This window comes from Silvimonas terrae (genome assembly GCF_014202765.1).
GTDB classification, from domain to species: domain Bacteria; phylum Pseudomonadota; class Gammaproteobacteria; order Burkholderiales; family Chitinibacteraceae; genus Silvimonas; species Silvimonas terrae.
This window is the reverse complement of the sequence record NZ_JACHHN010000003.1, coordinates 514,519-535,470: the sequence shown is the minus strand read 5'-3', so window position 1 is coordinate 535,470 and position 20,952 is coordinate 514,519. Positions and strand designations below refer to the sequence as shown.

General features: G+C 55.6%; 21 protein-coding genes. 10 read left to right on the top strand and 11 right to left on the bottom strand.

Annotation, left to right across the window (positions count from 1 at the left end):
- From HNQ50_RS09715 to HNQ50_RS09680, 8 genes are all read left to right on the top strand, one after another.
- Entirely contained in the window at positions 1 to 1,242 is a 1,242-nt protein-coding gene (locus HNQ50_RS09715; protein ID WP_184099980.1) for an NAD(P)/FAD-dependent oxidoreductase, read from the top strand.
- On the top strand, positions 1,242 to 1,772 hold the full coding sequence (locus tag HNQ50_RS09710) for a DUF3261 domain-containing protein (RefSeq protein ID WP_184099977.1): 531 nt from the start codon (positions 1,242 to 1,244) through the stop codon (positions 1,770 to 1,772). The genes HNQ50_RS09715 and HNQ50_RS09710 overlap by 1 nt, the downstream gene beginning before the upstream one ends.
- Complete coding sequence (locus HNQ50_RS09705) at positions 1,769 to 2,932, top strand: beta-ketoacyl-ACP synthase (protein WP_184099975.1); 1,164 nt, start codon at positions 1,769 to 1,771, stop codon at positions 2,930 to 2,932. Before HNQ50_RS09710 ends, HNQ50_RS09705 begins: the two co-directional genes overlap by 4 nt.
- Positions 2,929 to 3,387, top strand: coding sequence for a hotdog family protein (locus HNQ50_RS09700; RefSeq protein ID WP_184099973.1), 459 nt, complete (start codon positions 2,929 to 2,931; stop codon positions 3,385 to 3,387). The genes HNQ50_RS09705 and HNQ50_RS09700 overlap by 4 nt, the downstream gene beginning before the upstream one ends.
- Positions 3,384 to 4,106: a 3-oxoacyl-ACP reductase FabG gene (gene fabG, locus HNQ50_RS09695; protein WP_184099971.1), complete on the top strand. Its 723-nt coding sequence runs from the start codon at positions 3,384 to 3,386 to the stop codon at positions 4,104 to 4,106. Before HNQ50_RS09700 ends, fabG begins: the two co-directional genes overlap by 4 nt.
- Positions 4,103 to 5,341 carry a beta-ketoacyl-ACP synthase gene (locus HNQ50_RS09690; RefSeq protein WP_184099969.1) on the top strand — a complete coding sequence of 413 codons (1,239 nt, stop codon included), beginning with the start codon at positions 4,103 to 4,105 and terminating at the stop codon, positions 5,339 to 5,341. Before fabG ends, HNQ50_RS09690 begins: the two co-directional genes overlap by 4 nt.
- Before the next feature lie 32 nt (positions 5,342 to 5,373).
- On the top strand, positions 5,374 to 5,802 hold the full coding sequence (locus HNQ50_RS09685) for an excinuclease ATPase subunit (RefSeq protein WP_184099966.1): 429 nt from the start codon (positions 5,374 to 5,376) through the stop codon (positions 5,800 to 5,802).
- A 155-nt stretch (positions 5,803 to 5,957) separates the two neighbouring features.
- Entirely contained in the window at positions 5,958 to 6,383 is a 426-nt protein-coding gene (locus HNQ50_RS09680) for an OsmC family protein (RefSeq protein WP_184099964.1), read from the top strand.
- Between the two features lie 115 nt (positions 6,384 to 6,498).
- On the opposite strand, the gene HNQ50_RS09675 is transcribed toward HNQ50_RS09680, so the two are convergent.
- Entirely contained in the window at positions 6,499 to 6,792 is a 294-nt protein-coding gene (locus HNQ50_RS09675) for a hypothetical protein (protein WP_184099962.1), read from the bottom strand.
- Between the two features lie 30 nt (positions 6,793 to 6,822).
- On the opposite strand from HNQ50_RS09675, the gene HNQ50_RS09670 reads away from it, so the two are divergent.
- Positions 6,823 to 7,128, top strand: coding sequence for a hypothetical protein (locus HNQ50_RS09670; protein ID WP_184099960.1), 306 nt, complete (start codon positions 6,823 to 6,825; stop codon positions 7,126 to 7,128).
- A 109-nt stretch (positions 7,129 to 7,237) separates the two neighbouring features.
- Here the strand turns inward: HNQ50_RS09670 and HNQ50_RS09665 are convergent, their stop codons facing one another.
- The 7 genes from HNQ50_RS09665 to HNQ50_RS21915 form a co-directional block, all read right to left on the bottom strand.
- Positions 7,238 to 8,302, bottom strand: coding sequence for a porin (locus HNQ50_RS09665; RefSeq protein WP_184099958.1), 1,065 nt, complete (start codon positions 8,300 to 8,302; stop codon positions 7,238 to 7,240).
- Between the two features lie 326 nt (positions 8,303 to 8,628).
- The gene (locus HNQ50_RS09660) at positions 8,629 to 8,790 is read right to left on the bottom strand and encodes a hypothetical protein (RefSeq protein WP_184099956.1); all 162 of its coding nucleotides are present in this window, start codon (positions 8,788 to 8,790) and stop codon (positions 8,629 to 8,631) included.
- 832 nt (positions 8,791 to 9,622) lie between these two features.
- Entirely contained in the window at positions 9,623 to 10,636 is a 1,014-nt protein-coding gene (locus HNQ50_RS09655) for a hypothetical protein (RefSeq protein WP_184099954.1), read from the bottom strand.
- A gap of 504 nt (positions 10,637 to 11,140) precedes the next feature.
- Positions 11,141 to 11,848 carry a hypothetical protein gene (locus HNQ50_RS09650; RefSeq protein WP_184099952.1) on the bottom strand — a complete coding sequence of 236 codons (708 nt, stop codon included), beginning with the start codon at positions 11,846 to 11,848 and terminating at the stop codon, positions 11,141 to 11,143.
- A 366-nt stretch (positions 11,849 to 12,214) separates the two neighbouring features.
- A complete protein-coding gene (locus HNQ50_RS09645) occupies positions 12,215 to 12,517 on the bottom strand; it encodes a hypothetical protein (RefSeq protein WP_184099950.1) in 303 nt (100 codons plus the stop codon).
- 1,156 nt (positions 12,518 to 13,673) lie between these two features.
- Entirely contained in the window at positions 13,674 to 14,276 is a 603-nt protein-coding gene (locus tag HNQ50_RS22095; protein WP_308419151.1) for a TonB-dependent receptor plug domain-containing protein, read from the bottom strand.
- The gene (locus HNQ50_RS21915; RefSeq protein WP_221303105.1) at positions 14,168 to 15,304 is read right to left on the bottom strand and encodes an ABC transporter transmembrane domain-containing protein; all 1,137 of its coding nucleotides are present in this window, start codon (positions 15,302 to 15,304) and stop codon (positions 14,168 to 14,170) included. The genes HNQ50_RS22095 and HNQ50_RS21915 overlap by 109 nt, the downstream gene beginning before the upstream one ends.
- A gap of 434 nt (positions 15,305 to 15,738) precedes the next feature.
- Here HNQ50_RS21915 and HNQ50_RS09635 point away from each other — a divergent pair, with 434 nt between their 5' ends.
- Positions 15,739 to 16,479 carry an AraC family transcriptional regulator gene (locus tag HNQ50_RS09635; RefSeq protein WP_184099948.1) on the top strand — a complete coding sequence of 247 codons (741 nt, stop codon included), beginning with the start codon at positions 15,739 to 15,741 and terminating at the stop codon, positions 16,477 to 16,479.
- A 130-nt stretch (positions 16,480 to 16,609) separates the two neighbouring features.
- On the opposite strand, the gene HNQ50_RS09630 is transcribed toward HNQ50_RS09635, so the two are convergent.
- The 3 genes from HNQ50_RS09630 to HNQ50_RS09620 all read right to left on the bottom strand — a co-directional run bounded on the left by HNQ50_RS09630 (position 16,610) and on the right by HNQ50_RS09620 (position 20,922).
- Complete coding sequence (locus HNQ50_RS09630; protein WP_184099946.1) at positions 16,610 to 17,587, bottom strand: tyrosine-type recombinase/integrase; 978 nt, start codon at positions 17,585 to 17,587, stop codon at positions 16,610 to 16,612.
- Positions 17,588 to 17,719: 132 nt separating this feature from the next.
- Positions 17,720 to 18,244 (bottom strand): single-stranded DNA-binding protein, encoded by a 525-nt coding sequence (gene ssb / locus HNQ50_RS09625; RefSeq protein WP_184099944.1) that lies wholly within the window; start codon positions 18,242 to 18,244, stop codon positions 17,720 to 17,722.
- A 236-nt stretch (positions 18,245 to 18,480) separates the two neighbouring features.
- Positions 18,481 to 20,922 carry a glycoside hydrolase family 31 protein gene (locus HNQ50_RS09620; RefSeq protein WP_184099942.1) on the bottom strand — a complete coding sequence of 814 codons (2,442 nt, stop codon included), beginning with the start codon at positions 20,920 to 20,922 and terminating at the stop codon, positions 18,481 to 18,483.
- Between the last annotated feature and the right edge of the window lie 30 nt (positions 20,923 to 20,952).

The window sequence follows — 20,952 nt, the reverse complement described above, 5'->3', positions numbered from 1 at the left end:
ATGCAAACCACGCAACACGCTCAAGTTGTCATCATCGGTGCTGGCCCTTCAGGCGCCATTGCCGCCGCGCTCTTGCGCAAGCAAGGTCGCCAGGTACTGGTGCTGGAACGCGAAACCTTCCCGCGTTTTTCCATCGGCGAGAGCTTGTTGCCGCAAAGCATGGCCTACATCGAAGAAGCCGGCCTGCTGCAAGATGTGGTTGAGGCCGGTTTCCAGTACAAGAACGGTGCGGTGTTTGCTCGCGGGGAAGAAGACAACACCTTCTTTGATTTCCGGGATAAATGGTCCAAAGGCTGGGGTACCACCTACCAGGTACAGCGTGGCCACTTCGACAAGGTACTGGCCGATGGCGCAGCACGCATGGGCGCAGAATTTCGCTACCAGCAAACCGTGCTGGCCGCCGATCTGGATGGCGACACCCCAAGCTTGCGCGTGAAAGACAATGCCAGCGGCGAGGAATACACCGTCACCTGCCGCTTTGTGCTGGATGCCAGCGGCTTTGGCCGCGTGCTGCCGCGCTTGCTGGAACTGGAAACCCCGTCCACCTTCCCGGTGCGCGGTGCGGTGTTTACCCATGTGGAAGACCGGATTCCGGTGGGCGGCGGTTTTGATCGCAATAAAATCCTGATTACTACCCACCCGCAGCACCAGGACGTCTGGTACTGGACGATCCCGTTCTCTAACGGCCATTGCTCGCTGGGCGTGGTGGCAGAACCGGCTTTCCTGGAGCAATACCCCGGTACGGATGTGGAACGCCTGCAAGCGCTGGTGGCTGAAGCGCCCAACCTGAACAAACTGCTGGCGAACGCGCAATGGAACGTGCCAACCCGCCGTATTACCGGTTACTCCGCCAACGTGAAATCGTTGTACGGCAAACACTTTGCGCTGCTGGGTAATGCGGGCGAGTTCCTCGACCCGGTATTCTCATCCGGCGTGACCATTGCCATGACCTCCTCCAGCCTGGCCGCCAGGGCGCTGGGTCGCATGCTGGATGGCGAAACGGTGGACTGGTCTGCCGACTATGCCGTGCCGCTCAAGCGTGGCGTCGATGCCTTCCGGGCGTTTGTGACCGCCTGGTATGACGGGCGTTTCCAGAAACTCATCTATTACAAGAACAAGAACGAAGACGTGCGTCGCATGATTTCCTCTATCCTGGCCGGTTACGCCTGGGATGAATCCAACCCCTGCGTGCGTGCGCCGGAACGCTGGCTGGCCGCGCTGGACGAAGTGGTGTCCATGTAATGCGCAAACTCTTTATCCTGGCCGCCCTGTTGTGCCTGAGCGCCTGCGCCAGCTTGCTGACGCGTGATCTGCCCTTGTTGCAGATTGCGCCGGCCAGCCTGGGTGGAGCGCGCACGGTGCAACAGCAACTGCAGGTCAGCTATCCGGGTGGCAGCGTGGTGATGGAATCCGTGCTGCAACTGGATGCGCAGCAACTGGAAGTCATCAACAGCGCCGTGGGTTTGCGTATGGCGACGCTGGATTACGACGGCCAGAACCTGCACGCCGAGGTGCTGCCGGGCATGAAACTGCCGCCCCAGCGCATTATCAATGACCTGTTGATGGTGTTTGCACCACAGCCGGTTTTGCAACAGGCTTTGCCTGATGGGTGGGTCGTGCATGATGACGGCAATACCCGCAGTATTGTGCGTGGCAAAGACGTGATTGTAGACATCAGCTGGAGCGACCCGGACCACTGGCAACGCCGCGCCGTGCTTAAACATCACCAATTGGGCTATACCCTGACCATTGATTCATCGACCGTAGAATGACTTGTTATATAGAGGCCGTTGGCGCGCTGTGCGCGCTGGGCAATGACCCCGACGAAATCCGGCAGAACCTGTTTGCCGGTATCAGCCCTGGCATGGGTGCAACCAGTGCCTATAGCCCCGGGCCGCTGGTGCTGGGCCAGGTGTGTACGACCATGCTGCCTGACGTCAGCCACTTGCCGCAGCCCATGCGCTCGCGCAATAACGCGGTATTGCTGGCGGCGCTGGCACAAATCCGGGCCCGTTTTGATGCACTGGCCGCCGGCATTGAGCCGCACCGGATTGCGGTGATTCTGGGTACCAGCACGTCGGGGATTTCTGACGGTGAGGCTGCCCTGGCGGCGCTGGAACATCACGGTGCCCTGGCACCCTCGTTCCATGTGCGCCAGCAAGAACTGGGCTCACCCGCCACCATGCTGGCGCATGAACTGGGCGTCACCGGGCCGGCCTACTGTATCTCCACCGCGTGTACGTCGGGCGCCAAAGCACTGGCTGCCGGTGCGCGCCTGATTGAACATGGCCTGGCGGATCTGGTGATTGCCGGCGGCGCCGATACCTTGTCCCGCTTTACGGTGGCCGGATTCAGCGCGATTGATTCGATCTCGCCGCTGCTTTGCCAGCCCTCATCGGCCAACCGGCATGGCATCAACCTGGGCGAGGCCGCCGCGCTGTTTATCCTGGGGCGTGAACCCGCCGCCGTGCGCATTGCCGGCTGGGGTGAAAGCTCGGACGCGCATCATATTTCTGCACCCGCGCCGGATGGCCGTGGCGCGCGGGCGGCCATCGGCCAGGCGCTGGAGCGTGCTGGCATGTCGGCAGCGGCAGTGGGCTACGTCAACCTGCATGGCACGGCCACGCCGCAGAATGACGCCATGGAAAACCACGCGGTTGCTGATCTGTTGCCCGGCGTGCCGGCCAGCTCCACCAAGGCGCTGACCGGGCATTGTCTGGGCACGGCAGGCTCGCTGGAGGCACTGTTTTGCTGGCTGACGCTGACTGACACGGCCCAGCGTTTGCCCCCGCACATCTGGGATGGCGTGCAAGATCCGGCATTGCCGGTATTGCCGCTGGTGAAAACCGGCGACACCGGCCAGGTCAAAGTGGCGCTCAGCAATTCTTTCGCCTTTGGCGGTAACAACATTGCATTGGTATTGGCAGCATGAGTACGTTTGAATGGTCTGTGTCTGATCTGGTGCCGCACGATGGCCCGATGCTGCTGCTCGATGAGGTCGTGGCGGCGGAGGGCGATATGCTGACCACGCGGGTGATTCCGCGTGGTGACGGCATGTTTGATGAAAATGGCCAGGTCGGCGCGTGGGTCGGCCTGGAATATATGGCCCAGACCATGGCCGCGCTGGCCGGATGGGAAGGCCGTCAGCGGGGCGAAGCGCCGCGGGTGGGCCTGATGCTGGGTACCCGGCGCTATCACTGTCATGTCCCGTTTTTCAGGGTAGGTGAGCCGCTGCTGGTGACTGCGCAACGCGAATTTGAAGCAGATAACGGCATTGGCGTCATGCAATGCCGGATTGAAACGCCCGATCACACCCTTCTGGCCGAGGCGCTGCTTTCGGCTTATCAACCCGATAATCTCGACGCATTTTTGAAAGAACAAGCATGAGTACAGTTCTGGTAACCGGTTCCAGCCGCGGTATTGGCCGCGCGATTGCCCTGCGCCTGGCGCGTGAAGGCTACGATCTTGTTTTGCATTGCCGCAGCCGCCGCGACGAGGCCGATGCCGTTGCCGCAGAAATCAGCGCGCTGGGCCGCACTGCCCGCGTGCTGCAATTTGATGTGGCTGATCGTGCCGCCGCGCGCGCCGCGCTGGAGTCCGATATCGACACCCACGGCGCCCCTTATGGTGTGGTCTGTAACGCGGGCATTGCCGCAGATGCCGCTTTCCCCGCCATGACCGAAGGCGAGTGGGATGGCGTGATGCGCACCAACCTGGATGGCTTTTACAACATCCTGCATCCGCTGGTCATGCCCATGATCCAGACCCGCCAGCCTGGCCGGATCGTCACGCTTTCATCGGTATCCGGTGTGATTGGCAACCGTGGCCAGGTGAACTACAGCGCCGCCAAAGCCGGCATCATTGGCGCCACCAAAGCACTGGCCGTTGAGCTGGCCAAACGCAAGATCACCGTGAACTGCGTTGCGCCAGGCTTGATTGATACCGACATGGTGGACCCGATTGTGCTGGAAGAGGCCATGAAAATGATCCCGGCCAAACGCATGGGCACGCCCGAAGAAGTGGCGGCCACCGTCAGCTTCTTGCTGTCGGCGGATGCCGGCTATATCACCCGACAAGTGATTTCGGTCAACGGAGGTCTGGCATGACCCGTCGCCGTGTCGTCGTCACCGGTGCCGCCGGGATCAGCCCCATTGGGAATGACTGGGCCACCATCAAGGCACGTTTGCAGGCCATGCAAAACGGCGTGGTCAATCTGGCCGAGTGGGCCGAGTACGAAGGCCTGAACACGCGCCTTGCCGCGCCGGCCGTGCCGTTTGAGTTGCCACGTGAAACCTACAACCGCAAGCGTACCCGCAGCATGGGGCGGGTGGCGCTGATGGCGGTGCGCGCCACAGAACTGGCGCTGGCAGATGCCGGGTTGACGGATCATCCGGTACTCACCAGCGGCCGTACCGGCGTGTCTTATGGCTCCAGCACCGGCTCGCCGGATGCCGTGGCCGATTTCGGCAAGATGTTGCACAGCCGCTCTACCGAAGGCGTCAACGCCAACAGTTATCTGAAAATGATGGGTCACACCACGGCGGTCAACATTGCCGTGTTCTTCGGGCTGACCGGGCGGGTGTACACCACCTCCAGCGCGTGTACTTCTGGCAGCCAGGGCATTGGTTATGCCTTTGAAGCCATCCGCTACGGTCAGGCCAGCGTGATGGTGGCAGGCGGGGCAGAAGAGCTGAACGTGACCGAAGCCGCCGTCTTCGACACCCTGTTTGCCACCAGCACCCGCAATGACACACCGCATCTGTCGCCACGGCCGTATGACGCCCAGCGTGATGGCCTCGTGATCGGGGAAGGGGCGGGTACGCTGATTCTGGAAGAGTACGAACACGCCCTGGCCCGTGGCGCGCGCATTTATGCGGAAATTACCGGCTACGGCAGCAACTGCGACGGTAGCCATATTACCCAGCCCAGCGCCTCGACCATGGCCGTGGCCATGCAACTGGCGCTGGCTGACGCGGGTCTGGCGCCCGAACAGATTGGCTATATCAACGGTCACGGCACCGCCACAGAGCACGGCGATATTGCCGAAACCCAGGCCACTGCGCAGGTGTTTGGCCGCGCTACGCCAATCTCCAGCCTCAAGAGCTATATGGGGCATACCCTGGGCGCCTGCGGGGCGCTGGAGGCCTGGATCAGTATTCAGATGATGAACGAGGGCTGGTTTGCGCCCACGCTTAACCTGGAAGACATTGACCCGCGTTGCGGCAGTCTGGACTACATCAAACAAGCCTGCCGAACCCTGCAATGCGATCACGTCATGAGTAACAACTTCGCCTTTGGCGGCATCAATACATCTCTGGTTTTCAGCAAGCCTGTACGTTGACGTTTTAAAACTCACCAAGGAGAAAACAAAGCATGTTCAAGAAAGTCGCATTGGCTGCAGTGATGATGGGTAGCCTGGTTCAGGTGGTACACGCGCGTGACACTGAATACAAACTGCCGATCCAGGACGTGATCAGCATGCCTGAATATCAGGAAAAAGTAGGCAGCGATGTGAAGTTCTACTTTGCCGACCAGAAGGCCGTGCCCAAGAACAACCTGGGTGAATTTGTCACCAACAAAAAGACCAACTCGTTTGGCAAGAGCGATGAAGCCGCGTGCAAATGGGCCATGCTGTCGGCGCTGATTGAACTGCGTGATCGCGCGCTCAAGGAAGGTGGCACATCGGTGGTCGGTATCACCAGCTATTACAAGAAGAACGAATTTGCCAGCGCCACCCAATACGAATGCCACGCCGGTGGCATTATTGCGGGCGTTGCCCTGAAGGGTTCGGTGGCCAAGTAATCTCCGGCCATCCGTCGCAAGAAAAAGCCGCCTGCATGGCGGCTTTTTTCATGATGCTCCAGGTTGTAGCTTGTCCTGCGCGAACGGACAGAACCCTCGCCGTGTCATGGGGTCTATTCCGCTACGCGCATCGTCAACCCCAAAGGAGAAGCATCATGCAAAAGAGCGGTTCCGCACAATGGCAAGGCGCAATCAAGGATGGGATCGGGTCCATCTCCACTCAAAGCGGCGTACTCAAAGACGCGCCGTATGGGTTCAAAGCCCGGTTTGAAGGAGGACCTGGCACCAATCCGGAAGAATTGATTGGCGCAGCACACGCCGGATGTTTTTCCATGGCGCTCTCCCTGCAATTGACCGAAGCGGGCACCATTGCCGAGCGCATCAATACCAAAGCCACCGTCACGCTGGAAAAAGACGATAGCGGTTTCACCATCACAGCGGTACATCTGGACGTGGTCGCGCGGATTCCGGGGGCAACCCAGGAGAGCTTTGCCAAAGCGGCCAATGCCGCCAAAGACGGCTGCCCGGTATCAAAACTCCTGAACGCCAACATCACCATGGATGCGCGGCTGGAATCCTGAAATAACATAGGTGAACGGCTGGCATCTGTCGCGCGAAGCCAGCCGTTTGTATCATCGATATACACGGGTAGCGTGTAAGGAAACAAAACACGTGCTAGGATAAGTTGATAAAAAATCAGTCTACCCATCTTTCCCGCACATTGTTTATGCCCTGTTCCAGCACTTTTAGAACAATATGCGGGCCGCACTGTCGTTCATTGATCAGCCTTGTCCCACGTATAAATGCGTGTTCGGCTGACTTGATATCGTTTTTCCCGTACCGATATATTGGCAACAGGCGTGCCGGTTCGTTTTGCAAATCCACTGCAAACACCGGCCATTCGCAATGCGGGCGGACCCACACCGTTTCGGCGATCTGGTTTTGATAAAAATGGTCAGTGTTTCCGGCATGCCAAGGCTGCCGTGCCACGCTGGGCCACCGTGCAGATACAAAGAGCAGATGAAAGAAAAAACCACCCGTTCCACCGATTCAGCCGCTGCTGCGCAGTCGCGTATTGCCCTGGCGCAATTGTTTGGTGATAGCGCACCGCACTCTGCAGAACCGGCGGCGCAAGCCACCGCCCGTGCCCAGTCAGAGCCCGATTCTGTGCTGGCCCGCAAAAAAGCGCGGGAAGACGATATTAATTCGCGCTCTGAACTCTTGCGCCGCAAGCGCGAAGCGCGTGACCAGATTCTGGCGCGCGTCGCTGCCGCCGGGTTCACGCCGGAAGAAGTCATGGCTGTGGCCGCGCAGTTGCCCGACTGATCGTCCGGGCAACAATCCATATAAACAATCCGCAAAAAAACCGCAGCACCATGGCTGCGGTTTTTTGTTCAAACGTTTGTATCAAATCGGCTAACCCAGCCAGCCCTGATCAGAAATTGGTGCGCAGGCCCAGCGAGAAAATATTGGCCTTGTCGCCCGCCGTACCGTTGGGCACGCCCGTGGATTGCTCGAACGATGCATTGGCATCGTTATCCAGGCGGGTGTAGGACGCAAACACGCGTGTGGCCTTGCTCAGCTTGTAGTAGCCAGCCAGGTTGAACTGCTTTGCACCACTGGCGGAAATCGGGGTATCACCCTTTACGTCGGCCATGTACAGATAAGAGGCATGGAACGACCACGGCCCGGTCTTGTAGCCCAGCAAAATGGCAGCATCGTCCTGATGCGTATTGCTACCGCCGAAACTGGAGGCCACACGCTCCCACAATGCGTTGACGGTGAAGCCATTCCAGGTGGCGCCACCCCCTACGGCATAATCTTCCAGATAATCACCGGCCTTGTAGGTGGTGGTCGAGAGGGTGCTGGAAAGCAGCGACGACGTATCTTTGTCACGCTTGTACGTCGCACCTGCAGTGAACATGCCGTCATCGTAATAGGCTGTGCCGGCGTATTGCAGCGGATTGGTCGCGCCATTGTTCAGGCCCAGATTGCCAACCGAGGCATTTACCCCGAAATTGCCAAACTTGCTTGATTCAAAGCTGGCGATATTGGCATTGCGCTCTTCCAGGCGGAATAAAAGTTCGCCATTGCCCCAGGCGTCTTCCGAATAGTTGTAGGTGCCATCCAGTTCCGGCACGTAATAGCCGCTGGCGGTATACAACGCATCTTCATTGCGGCCAAACGTCACATTACCAAAGCCACCCTTCACGCCGATAAAGGTGTTGCGGTTACCCCAGGTATCGCCCGCCGTGCCGCCAATATGCAGCTTGTTCTGCACTTGCCAGATGGTGGACAAACCATTGTCCCACTTGTCCTCGCCCACGAATGCAATGCGGCTGCCCTGATCCTCAACCCGGGTCAGGTTGGCCGAAACGCCCGGGCCGGATTGCTGCACATATTCCAGCCCGGTACGGATACTGCCGGTGATGGTCACATCAGCCATGGCGGCCGGGGCTACACACAGGGCGGCAAGCGCGCCCGCGATGATTTTCTGCACGATCTTCTCCAGATTTGAACGGGTAATGTCGGTTCGGCAGACGATCCGTAAATGGTCGTCTATACCGGCCTGTATTCAGGGCGGGCCGGACTATACGTATAGACGTGCGAATGTCTGTTACGGACTGGAGAAGATTTCGTGAAACCTTCGTGGCTGAATTGTTGCCGGCGTGTGTCGGGCGCGTAGAAGGCGCATCCGGCCAAGGTTTGCGGGGTAAAGGGCAAAACAGGATGTATGACAGCAGCGGGCCATACCGGGTGGGCCGCCCAGAAAAAAGCCCCGCAAAGCGGGGCTGGTTCTCTATCTGGCGCAATAGACCACTTGGGTCATTTGCGCTCTGGGGAAGTTTTTTGATCCGGCTTGCCGGTGCCGAGCAGCCAGGCAAAACCAGCCGGATTGCGTTGGGCAAAAGAAGGGCGCAGCTTGATCTGACCGGCATCTGGCTGTGAAGGAACCGCTTTTTGTTCGGGGGTGGCGAAGGCATTCATGATCATGCACTCACTGGTTACGCAAAACCTGCAAACGGCCCTGATTATGGCCCGGCTGACATGAATTGAAATGCACTAATTGGTTGAGAATGGCCACAGATCAATAAAACCATGGCGTAAGCTGATGAGTGGTCAACTTTCGTTTTGCTTTCTTGCGAAAACGGTCGGATGGCGTGGCATTTTGAGATAAGAACTACTGCATTTCACAGATTTTGTCTTTATATGCAATTGTTTTATATGGAAAAAATTTGAGTCGCTTCGGTGTTGTTAGCCGCCGCTGCGGCTACCGCATCTGCTGACCGTGGCCCAGAGACGGGATCGGCAAACCACCAAACCAGTTTCTAGAACAATAAAAAAAGCCCGCGGCATGCGGGCTTTTTATCAGGGTGACGCGCGTCCGGTCAGAACGGTTATGGGGAGTAAATACTGTAAACAGCGCTGTATGCGTATAAAAATAGCCAGTTAGATGAAGGAATTTTTTTTATTGTAAACAACAGACGGCGATTTCGGACTGTGGTTTACATATTGTGTTTCTCACCGGTCGCATTACCCGGGTAAACGGGTCTTTGGATGAAACAGAGCCCCATCGAGGGGCTCTGAGTGGGTACCTTGTCTGTAGGCTAAATCTATCGATTATTTCTTGTGAGCTTTGGCAACACTTTTGGGAGGAGATGGTGCTGCTTTTGACACGTCGCCTGTGAGCGTAGCAGTTCGCATACGGACTTGATCTCGTAGTTGCTGACTAGTGCTGTTAAGCTCTCGTGAAGAAGCTGTCTGGGTTGACGCACTTACAGTACGAAGTCGTTGCGCGATACGCTCCATCAATTGATGTTCAAGTGACTTTGCCATCAGTTGCCTCCTTTAGTGCCATCAACGAGTATTCCAGCTTGATCCGCAGTACGAACGCTTTCATGACGGTTTCATACGAACTCTTAAAGCGGGTCTTGAAAACGTATGGTTGATCAACATGAATGGACACAACAAATATAACCTGTTTTGTTGGGTCGTAAACCACCGGGTAGCAGATCAACGAGCCATCCTCATCAGCCCGACTAGGGTCTGTGACAGCGAACCGCTTCTTAGGTTTCCTTGACTCCTCAAGGATACTGTCGATGATTACAGGCTGCTTTGACTTTATCGCATTCGTGATGGCTGAGTCCTTTTGGTTCAAATCCTCCGGATCAGAACGTACAGGATGGTTATTTGGATAGTGAAAATTTATATCACAGACTTTTTCGTCAAGAATAGTTGCAATATTGACTTTCAATATATATTTTTCGGTACCTCTAACCAACACATCAAATGCCGAATAAATTCCAAAAACCAATTCATTAATTTGTTTCTCAGGCTGGGTAATGTTGCGAAAAACATCAGATGCTTCAACATTTTGTGCGCCTTTAATTCGCTTGAATTCTTTACTGAATCGCTGCTCTTTAGACCCAACAATGTTGTCCATGATCACGAGGATGGTGTCTGATACCTCCTTCCAGCCGGAAGGTGTCTCTTTCATAAGAGACATAAGTCCACGATAGGAAAGCAGTATCAAGTAGACCCATAAACCAGCGATCAAGGTTCCCACGATCACGTGATGATCAAGTATCGCACTTATGACTGGCCAAGAAGCCTTAAAGTCATGAGAAAACTTGTCAGTCTGGTAGTACTGACTAACTAGGTATGGGGGGGCGCCAACAGCAAGGGCGCCAAGGGGATTTAGAAATTTTTTTACTGTTGGCAGATGCCGGTTGATCCATAGCCTCAATTGTGGGGCCGAAAGAAATCTCTTAATTCTTTCTTTCCAATCCGGAGTAGAGGACTTGACTGCTTTTTTCTTGACGGGCAACTTCATTTCCTCGTTTTTTTAAACAACATCATATATTTATAGAAAATTTTTTATTCCATAAAATAATATGTGGTTTGCAGGTCTTATATATATTGGTTGTTCTAAATGGAATTTTTAAATGCTAAGATTATTTTTTTAAAAATGTATGCTGCTTGATGGGACATTCTACCCTAGCCTAAGAAGGCCATCCCAAGCGCAAACTGTTATTGATTTCGAGTGTTGCAATTTTACCATTGCTGTCTGCAATCGACTTTATAGATCAGGGACCTAGACTAACTGCTCCGCAAACTGCCATTTTGCCCGCGCGCACTAATGTTTGAAGCAGGCAGGTAGTTCGATGTGACAGGCACTGTATGGCACTCGGTATGAACAATAATAGAGAGGTGCGTGGGGCCTCAGCTCTCGATGAGATTTTAGGGGGTCAGAGGCGTTGCTTCCCGTACATGTGACCTGAGGTTTGGTTGATGTCATTCCTACCAACTTAAGAAGACACGTACTTTTGTTGCGAGACTAGTCTTTGTTCCATGACTCCGCTTCTTTTTTGAGCTTCTGAATGTCTAGTCTTTTTTGACCGATGTCAGGGATTGCTGCAATCATTTTTTCGGGTATCTCTATTTTTCCATTCTTCGCGAAATAGAGAATTTTTGCTGATGTTATGAGGAACCAGAAGGAATTGAAAAATATACTTAGCTGAATCCAAATTGATTGATAAGGGAGAAACTTTCCGTTGGTGTTTTTTATCGATATCCATGCAGCAAAGATAAGTCCAGTGCAGGACAGTGGCATAAGAATTAATTTCGATAGTGCATTGCTTTTTATCTTTTCTGTTTTTAGTCTTGATAATTTGAAAAAATTAAGAAATGCTATTGCATAAAGGGGGAATCCAAGGCCCGCGATGTCAATTGCGCTCCAGCTGTATGATGGGGAGCTTTCATAGTAAATAAAGATCAATACTATTGCGGATGCAGATAAGCCTACAATTGTCTCGCTCTGGGATTCATAAAATGTTTTCATGTATTCAGAGCGTTGATCTCTCATTGCTTTGTAAAATTCGATGAATTCAAGGTAAAAAATTGGCCAAAAAGGCACGGAAATTAACAAAATATACAGGAGAGCCAAAGTCTGTAGTGGCCCGGCAGTGATTGGGTTGACTCCTATGGTAATTAGGCCCCAAATCAAGCTGCCTGATAATAAAGCAAGAAATAAAATTTTTGTCATTTTGATATGATTTATGAATTACATTTTTTGTTGCTAACATGTGGTTTTTTAGGTGATGTTAAAATAAACCACGGCGAAATTAATTCCAGAGAAACTGGACTAGCTAATCATCATATAACTAATTTTTTCTGTAAGTCATCATTTACTTTCTTTGCAGGCTGCCGTTATGCTAGTTCGATGGTCCGGGCAGCTCGTGCAGTGAAGTAGCACCAGCTGCCACAATCAAGCCGCTGTTCTGCCCGTGAATAGAAAGCGCTTGGTGGGAAGTAGTGCCTGGCTAGTTAGCACAGCCTAGCGCCTACAGATCTGGCGCACCACACCGGCCATTGCACCCTCTGTTTGCAGCGCTCCCGACTTAGCGATATGTCAGTTGCTGAAATAGGTGCTTACGGATTGCGTGAGCATTAAAGCAGTGGGGACTGAGATTGTTATTAGATTTGCAGCATCTTGTACCGCGTTGCGTAGTCTCGTTTCAAGCCCGGACTTAACAATTTCAGGCTTGGCCTCCGGGTAGCGTACGAAACTACCTGTAAGTTTTTCAAGCGACTCAAGGATTTGGTCGTAACCTGTGAGCCAGTATTGATCTATTGCGGAAATAATTCTTCTCAGCGCAGTCATCAAAGCTGCCTTGACTTGGCGTTCCATATCTGATTTTTCGAGGTCAGCCACCAGAAGGACCAGTGTATCGCGACAAGTGCTTAATTCTTCTTCTGTCGGTGCGTCTGAACTCGCGCTCGCATTTGAGTTTGGGGCCACCTCGGTGTTCAAGACGACAAGCGAAACCCAAAGCATCAAGCAGATCGGTGTCGCTACCTACGAAGTCTGCGCGCAGATCATCTTCTACTCGGCAAAAGTGTGGGCCATTGATTTTGGCATCCCGGTATTCCAGGAATTAACCCCTCCGGAGGGCCACCAGGTTGGCGACTGGATTACCTGTGAAGTTTGGTTAGGTGTCGATCCGTTTTTCTATAAAGAACGCCTCCAGTGGCTTTCTGAAATGCCGGACTTGTTCAACAAGTGGCGGGTTGCCGAAATCGACCTTGAGACGACGCCATGGATCGAACACAAACCAGACGCAGGCGGTGTGTATTTGACTCGTGACACCGCTCGCTCATGGCGTACTACCGAGCAAACCGATGCCTGGCAAGATGACGGCGGCCTTGCCAATTACCGGCTCGCCTCTCAAGTCCACTCGGTGCTGGACTACACGGATGGGAAAGGTACCCGGCACGTGCTGGCCATGGCAGACGCGCTGCTTGCCAAGTTGGCTCCCGCAGCATTGGTCGCCAAATACGAAGAGCATATCGACGCTGGGCAGTGGTCCCACGCGGAGAACAGCCTCAAGGCGTATGTCGAGCAGGGCGTGAAAGCTGGCTGGCCGCTCGACGCGCTAATGCGAACGGGCTTGCACCCCGAAGTCGCCGATAAGCTACAACGGCTAGCCCGTAAGGGTGTCGCAGGTGCCGCCGAGCGGCTGAATGTACTCAATACTCACGGGGGATGGGACGTTGGCATGCTGAATCGTGAAGAGCAGGCGGACTCCAGTACAGAGCGGAAGCCCTTTGATAGTGACATTTCATCCTTCGAACCAGAACAACTAAACGCCTTGTTTGATCGCCTATCCGGCGGCGGTTACGACGACCGGGGTGTGCTTCTGGCTTGGTATCAATACTGGGAGGGAATGGATCAGGGAAAGCGGCTACTTGAAGCACTAGATGACCCGCTGCTGTCCGACCGAGGTCAAGGTCGCGATTTGCTTCACTTGTCTAGCCATGCATTCCACACTCAACGAAGGCGGGGCGGCAAGAAGGGAGCCAGAAAGTATTTAGTCAGTGCTCAGATCAACAGTGGTGCTTGGATCGGGTACATGGAGCCGTTGGAGACGACGCTCGCCCGGCTCGATCTGGTGGTCCAGTACTACCCAGAGCACTGTGACGCCTTCGTAACCGAGACTGCCTATGCCATGTTTGGTGATCCGGTACGACCGCGCTTCGCGCCGGGCGAGACGCTCATCTATTTCTATGTGAAGCAGGGACGCATTGATGTTGCAGTGGAGTTCGCGCAAGTCATGGTCAATTGCGTGCTCGAAGACAACCTGGGTGTCCTGGGTGTTGCCGCTACCTGTAATGCGATACAACCACTGGCCTTGCTGGTCGATTTTGCCGCCGACATCAAACCCGGCTTGATACTGACTGTAGCTCCCGACTGTGACGTAGACTTCCTGCTGCTGGTCTGCAGCCGGGCGTTTGGACACCAGATTCACAATCCCCCCCGGCCCTGCCTGACCATAGAGCACAGAGTCCGGACCCTTGATGACTTCTACCCGTTCCAGCAGATACGGATCCCACGCGGGCCGTGACCAGTAGGTAACCGTCGGAAGGCGCAAGCCATCAAGGTATTCATCCGCTTCAAAACCGCGAACAGTGATCGTGTCAAAACGCTGTTTTCTTGCTCCCGGAAATACCGGTGGGTTATCCCGGCCAGTTGCAACGTCTGCAATTTTGGGGTGACGGGACTGGTCGTGGTGAGTTCGGACGGCAAGTCGTGGTTGGCTTTGCGGATACGTTCAAACGCGACCCGCGCATTACCTACGCTGGGCAGCGCCGAAAGCAGCCCTTCAATCGGCATGATCATGTACAGAAACACCACGGCGTAGCCGGAGAGCACCTGGCTGGGTATGGCGTAATAGCGTGTCAGTACAAACAATACACAGCCGATGAAACTGAAAAAAATGAGGCTACCCCAGCTGGCTGCCGCGGCATAAAGCACATAGCCCCGACTTCGTTGCGCGCGCACTGCTTCGACTTCCGGCGCCAGGCTGCGCTCCACAAACATCTCGTTGCGCGGCTGGTGCAGTTTGAGTTCTTTGGCACCATCAAACAGCGCGCGAAAATGCCGAACCAGTTGATCCTCGCGCTGACGCGATCCGCGCAAATGAACCAGCGCCTGGCGATTGACGAGCACATAACCAATTGCGCCCGTCAAAACAGCCACGAGTGCCACGAGCAACACCGGCCAGGACAAACTGCCCAGATACACAAGGCAACCGGCGATGACCGCTCCGTACATCACAAGATTGGGCAGGCTGACAAAGAACACCACAATGCTGTCCAGATCCTGGGTAAGGATGTTCAGCGCCCGCGCGGCACCGTATTGCTCGATCGCCTGAAACGGCGCGGCGGCGATATTGCGGATGGTCTGCATGCGCAGCGTGGCCTTGGCCTGCTGCCCCAGACGCACAAAACACGTCTGTCCCAACGTACGCATCACCAGCACCAGCACCACCAGCCCCAGAAATGGCCAACCCAGCTTGGCCAATTCATCTGTGTTGAGGTGGAGCGCCCGGTTGATCAGCGCGACGAGCGTCGCGTTGGCAAAACCACTGATGACACTGGCAATCAGTGCCAGGGCAAACGTCCAGCGTGAGCCGCGAATCAGTGTGAACAGCAGGGACATGCATTCGTCCTGGATAATGGATCAATCAAAGTGTGGGTCTGCGCCGAACAGGCGCTTGCCTGGCAACATTTCCAGTGGTGAGTGACAGCCTCGGCGATACCACATGGCGCGCTTGCCTTGAGCCAGGTAGCGGATGCTGGAACTCGCGTTTCAAGGCGTCCATTTCTCGCCATTACCGTTACAAGTCAGCTGCTTATCTGCATTGCAGGTGATTTTTTTGTGAGATAATGAGAATCATTACGATATTTGTTGACCACAGGGCGATGGTTGATAGAAGGTAAAAGTGGGGCGTACCTGTCAGAGGCATAGCGTACGCGGCGCACGCCCGTCGGTGTGGACAGCCAGATACGCAAACGCGCCAGGTTATGGCGTGTTTGCAATATTTTTTGAAAAAAAGCCGGAACATGGACAGAGCAAGCTCAATACCAGGTGCGATGCTGCAGCCCGACAATGCCTTGCGCGTACGGATGGATCATTATGCGGATGGCCATATCGAAAGCTGGCACAGCCACCGGCAAGGACAATGGCTGTATGCTCAAAGCGGCATGGTCCGCGTCTATATCGACAACGCCATCTGGACGCTGCCCCCGCTGCGCGCGCTGTGGCTGCCGCCCACCAAGGGGCACGAAGTGCGTGCGATTGGTACGGTCAACATGGCCAGTGTTTATCTCGAGCCAGAGCAAGTACCTTCGCATCTTGCCCGGCACGGCGTGTTCAATGTCAGCGCCATGGTCGATGTACTGCTGAACAATCTGCTGATCGAGCAAAATGAACCTGCGTCAGTGCGGCGGCAAATGATGGCAGATTTGCTACTGCATGAAGTTTGCGCAGCACCCCATGCGCCTGATCTTGCGCTACCTATGCCGCAAGAACGCCGCCTGCGCCGCTTGTGTGAAGCACTGATGCTGGACCCGGCCAATAGCGATGGGCTTGAGTTGTGGGGGGATCGGGTTGGCGCCAGTGCCCGCACGATTGTCCGGCTGTTTAGGGATGAAACCGGGTTGTCATTTGGCCAATGGCGAGATCAGATGCGCGTGTCCGATGCACTGATCCGGCTGGCCCGCAAAGAACCGGTGCACAGCATCGCACGGCAGTTGGGCTATCACTCCAGCAGTGCTTTTATTGCCATGTTCCGCAAGGTTTCCGGCTTTTCTCCTTCCCAGGCGATTCGCTGAAAGACTCAGGGCATTTGGGTTTAGCAGATTATTAGTGGTCGGCACCAATTCACGCAGCCGGCAGTGCCGCAGGCTTCGATTGCTGTTTGAACTTGTCTGTCTGTTTTTTGGCTGACAGCGGTCATCGGCGTTACCCCGTCGATTCGTCCGCTTCGGCCGATAAGCAGTCGAATAACCTCATATGCAGATGAACTGCATATTGCGCATGTTTGAGTTTGCATAAAGCAGGAGATAGAGGCAGTTTCCGATCCCTAGTTTTGGCTCGGGGTTCTGTTTTTCTGGGGTCCTCAGGATCATCGGCTCGCCTCGCAATGATGACCTCCTCGGCTTGGAAGTTAATATCAGAAATCTTGATATTAAGAAGCTCGCCCCGCCTCAGTCCAAGGTCATGGAGCCAACGAATAATCAGGTGGTTTCGTAGTCGAACCCCTTCGCTAAGCCATGGGTTCTCGGTCGACTCGGGCGCGGTCACGGCCAGTAGCCGTTCGCGCACCTCGTTGGGGAGTCCCTCCCGTTGACCGACCTGGTTCCGGTTTTTATGTCGCGGTATTCGGGCGCTCAGCCCATCCTTGCACCGTACCCAGGCAGCCCAAAGAACGGATTCTTCATCCCTGCTCGGAGAGGTATGTCCGATGTGATAGCGAACAAGCCAGTCCAGATAATCGCGGATTACACGGATGCGGTTGGCTGCGGTGTGCCCCTTAACCCCCGGAGCTATCGTTTGCGACTGAACAAGGCGGATCGACTCGGATTTGGCCCGCCGTGGGGAGCGAGCTTGGGAGGGGAAACGATCTGTGGATAATTGTTCAACGATTCTCTGCTTGCAATATCGGACAAGATCATCAAGTTCGTTCAGTGAAAGAATGGTGTTCTGACGGAATCTTTCGTCGAGTTCGATGTTTCGGGCTTGGAGAAATAGGTGAAGAAGCATGATTGATCTGAGCGTCTGATCAATCGTATTACTGGCTTTGTTGGTGGCACGGAGCTCGCTCAACGAATACACCGTGGGTTTGAACAGGGGTTCGCCCGAAGTGCGTTCAATCAGGATAGGCAGTCGTTCACCAGAACGGAGAACAAGGGTCCGGACGGAGTAAGGGTTGACGTACATTTGTTTACACCCTTAAGAGGTGAACACTAATACGTCATAGCAGGTCTACAGGGAAAAACTGTAAACAAGAAAAAAGCGGAGTCAAATCAATGACCCCGCCTTGTTTATTAACGCACTATAAAAAGGTGGACTTCAGAACGGGATGTCATCCTCAAAATCATCAAAGCTGCGGGCCGGGGCCGGTTTTTTCGGTGCTGCGGCCGCAGGGGCCGGGGCGGCCATTTGCGGGCGGGCGGCCGGTGCGGGGGCCGGGGCTGCTGCGTATTCCTGGTTGAAATCTTCGTAACCGCCGCCTTGCTCACCACCACCCATGCCGGCGCCACCACGGCCAGACAGCATTTGCATCTGGTCGGCGATGATTTCGGTGGTGTAACGGTCAGCACCGGTTTGCTTGTCTTGCCACTTGCGGGTCTGGATGCGGCCCTCGATGTACACCGAGCTGCCTTTTTTCAGGTACTGGCCGGCAATTTCGGCCAGGCGGTTGTACATGGTGATGTTGTGCCACTCGGTTTTTTCTTGCTGCTGGCCTTGCTTGTCCTTGAAGCGTTCCGTCGTGGCAATGCTGAAATTGCATACGGCGCCGCCGGAGGGCAGGTAACGGGTTTCCGGGTCGCGGCCCAGGTTGCCGATCAACAGCACTTTGTTGAGCGATGCCATAAGGTGGTGTTTCCTTGAAAATGAATGACAGGCGGTGCGTGCAACGCACCTAGATAACGGGTGAGTATAACGGCGCGGGCGCTCTGGCGCGAGAGGCGGATGCCCCGGCAAACCGGGCCGTTGGCCCGCAAGCCGCATCCGCATTGGCCTGGCGCAGTACACCATGGATGCAACAAAAAAGCCGATGACGCAGCACCGGCTTTTTTGGGGTTGCCATCTGGTCTTGCCAGGCGTGTTTACTGGTCAGACCGGGTTAGTGTGAGCACGCGCCAGGCTGCCGAGACTTCATCCGTCACCAGGCGTGCGCCGGTGAGGGTGACGAGGCGCATCTCGCTGGCGGGCAGGCAGATTTGCAGTTGGTCGCGGGCAAAATGCGTGTTGCCATTAAACGCGATACGAATATGCAAGGTGTCGGCGGCGGCCTCTATGCCCAGTTGCCATTCGCCGCACAGGCCGTGCCGGTAGCCGTAGCTGACCCCGTCGTCCTCAAAACAGCGCACTTCAAACGCGCCTGCCTGACCGGGGTAGAGCAAAAATCCGCGCTCATCGGCTGTGTGGGCAAAGTGCTGGGCGGCGACATTGAGTGGCACGCCGCTGTTTTCGCGGACCAGCAGCATGGCGGCGTCCAGCGGCGCATCCAGCGTCACGGTCTGGCCACCCTCAAAGCTTTGCGTGCCGTCGTAACGCCACCAGCGCGTACCGGCGGGCAGGTAAACGGCGCGGGTGAGGGCGCCTTGTTCTACGACGGCGGCAATGAGCAGGCTTTCACCGATCATCATGTCGTCGTTTTCGGTGTAGCAACGGGCGTCATGCGGGAAGGTGTAATACGTGGGCCGCATGACCGGCTGGTAATGGCTGTGCGAACGCCAGATCAGGTCGTAGTAATACGGCAGCAGGCGATAACGCAGTTTGATCAGGTCGCGAATCTGCGGCGTGATGTCCGGGTACATCCAGGGCTCGGTGACCACCTCGCCACTGTTTTCCGAATGGATAGAGAACCGGGGCAGGAAGATGCCAAATTGTACCCAGCGCAGAAAGAGTTCTGCATCTGGCTGCGGGCCCAGAAAGCCGCCTACATCGTGCCCGGTGTTGGACACGCCGGACATGGCCAGCCCGGTGCCCATGCGGACGTTGTATTTCAGCGTTTGCCAGGAGGTGTAGTTGTCGCCAGACCAGGTTTGCACATAGCGCTGCATGCCGGCGCACCCCGCACGCGATACCGTGAAGGGTCGCAAGGCGGGCGCGTGTTCTGCCTGCGCTTCATACGACGCCTTGCACATCAGCAGTGTTTGCAGCGGCTTGATGGAAATAGCGGGCACCGGATCGCCAAAGTTGGCGGCCAGGGCGCGCGTATCCCAGATTTCAAACTCGTTGTTGTCGTTCCAGGCGGCGCTGATGCCGTAATCAAGCAAGGCCGTTTTGACGCCGTTTTTCCACCAGTCGTAACCCGCTTGTGCGGTGAAATCCACATACGCCGCATCACCACCCCAGAACGCGACGGGTAGCGGGCTGCCGTCCGGTTGGTTGATCAGTGCGCCAGCGGCGGCGGCCTCGGCAAAGCGGGGGTGGGTTTTCAGAAGCGCGGGCTTGATATTGGCGACCAGGTGGACGCCGTGTTGGCGGTAATGCGCGGCAAAGCCTTTGGCATCCGGGAATTTGGATTCATCCCAATTGAATACGTAACGCTTGCCGGCAATGGTGGTGTAGCCCGATGACAGATGGAAGGAGTCACACAGGATGTCGTGCTCGCCGCAATGCGCCAGGAAATCATTCATGCGCACTTGTGCATTGGGGGCGTCGGTGTAACTCATGGTCGAGCCGGAATAACCCAGGCTCCAGCGTGGCGTAAAAGCCGGGCGGCCGGTCAGCCAGGTAAAGCGGCCGACCACATCGCGCACGGTGTCGCCGGCAATAAAGTAGTAATCCAGCGGGCCGGTGTCAGCGACAAACGAGCGGTAAAAGCCATGGTAGTTGTCATGTTCGCGGCCAAAGTCAAAGCGGCAGTCGGCCGGGGTGTCGTAATAGAGGCCAAAGGTGGTGAGTTGGGTGGCGTGGCGGGTGATATAGAAGGGGATGTGCTTGTACAGCGGGTCCGTGCTTTTGGCGTTATAAAACGCCGCATCCAGATTGCACATGCGGTAACTGTTGCCATGGCGATTGGCGTCGCCGGTTTTTTCGCCCAGGCCAAAGTATTGTTCTTCTTCCGCGCGGGACAGGTAGTGATAAACACGCTCGTCCCAGTAGCCAAAGTTGTAACCCTGGGTAGGGCGATCGCTGGCGACCTTGACCCAGGCCCCAGCACGTTGCTGGTACCAGGTGCAGTAGAACCCGTTGAGGTCGATCTCCAGTTTGATAGCCTGGGTGGTGAGGGTGGCGCGCTGGGCATCAACGGCCAGTTGGTAATCCGGCCGGGAAAAACCAGGCAGTGCGCGGGCATCGTGGCCGTGCAGCGGTACATCGGTCATGCCAGGGGCGATGGTCCAGCTGCGTGCACGTGGCGCGGTGCCGGCGGGCAAGACTTCCACGCGGATCAGGTCTTGTTCCAGCACCTCAATCTGGACTGCATGCCCCGCTGGCGCGCTAAAGCGCAGGATGGCCTGCCGGGGTTGATCCAGACTGAATACGGGGGCGACGCGCCCGCTGGTATCGTAAAGCTGGGAAGAAATGGTAATGGCCATGAGTGATCACCTGAACATACAAAAAGTTTA

Coding starts and splice junctions, on each gene's coding strand:
- ssb (WP_184099944.1), bottom strand. CDS start 18,244: ATGGCATCGCTCAACAAAGTGCTGTTGATCGGCAACCTGGGCCGCGAC.
- HNQ50_RS09630 (WP_184099946.1), bottom strand. CDS start 17,587: ATGTACGTCAACCCTTACTCCGTCCGGACCCTTGTTCTCCGTTCTGGT.
- HNQ50_RS09650 (WP_184099952.1), bottom strand. CDS start 11,848: ATGACAAAAATTTTATTTCTTGCTTTATTATCAGGCAGCTTGATTTGG.
- HNQ50_RS09655 (WP_184099954.1), bottom strand. CDS start 10,636: ATGAAGTTGCCCGTCAAGAAAAAAGCAGTCAAGTCCTCTACTCCGGAT.
- HNQ50_RS21915 (WP_221303105.1), bottom strand. CDS start 15,304: ATGTCCCTGCTGTTCACACTGATTCGCGGCTCACGCTGGACGTTTGCC.
- HNQ50_RS09670 (WP_184099960.1), top strand. CDS start 6,823: ATGAAAGAAAAAACCACCCGTTCCACCGATTCAGCCGCTGCTGCGCAG.
- HNQ50_RS09685 (WP_184099966.1), top strand. CDS start 5,374: ATGTTCAAGAAAGTCGCATTGGCTGCAGTGATGATGGGTAGCCTGGTT.
- HNQ50_RS09705 (WP_184099975.1), top strand. CDS start 1,769: ATGACTTGTTATATAGAGGCCGTTGGCGCGCTGTGCGCGCTGGGCAAT.
- HNQ50_RS09710 (WP_184099977.1), top strand. CDS start 1,242: ATGCGCAAACTCTTTATCCTGGCCGCCCTGTTGTGCCTGAGCGCCTGC.
- fabG (WP_184099971.1), top strand. CDS start 3,384: ATGAGTACAGTTCTGGTAACCGGTTCCAGCCGCGGTATTGGCCGCGCG.
- HNQ50_RS09660 (WP_184099956.1), bottom strand. CDS start 8,790: ATGAATGCCTTCGCCACCCCCGAACAAAAAGCGGTTCCTTCACAGCCA.
- HNQ50_RS09715 (WP_184099980.1), top strand. CDS start 1: ATGCAAACCACGCAACACGCTCAAGTTGTCATCATCGGTGCTGGCCCT.
- HNQ50_RS09690 (WP_184099969.1), top strand. CDS start 4,103: ATGACCCGTCGCCGTGTCGTCGTCACCGGTGCCGCCGGGATCAGCCCC.
- HNQ50_RS09635 (WP_184099948.1), top strand. CDS start 15,739: ATGCTGCAGCCCGACAATGCCTTGCGCGTACGGATGGATCATTATGCG.
- HNQ50_RS09620 (WP_184099942.1), bottom strand. CDS start 20,922: ATGGCCATTACCATTTCTTCCCAGCTTTACGATACCAGCGGGCGCGTC.
- HNQ50_RS09680 (WP_184099964.1), top strand. CDS start 5,958: ATGCAAAAGAGCGGTTCCGCACAATGGCAAGGCGCAATCAAGGATGGG.
- HNQ50_RS09700 (WP_184099973.1), top strand. CDS start 2,929: ATGAGTACGTTTGAATGGTCTGTGTCTGATCTGGTGCCGCACGATGGC.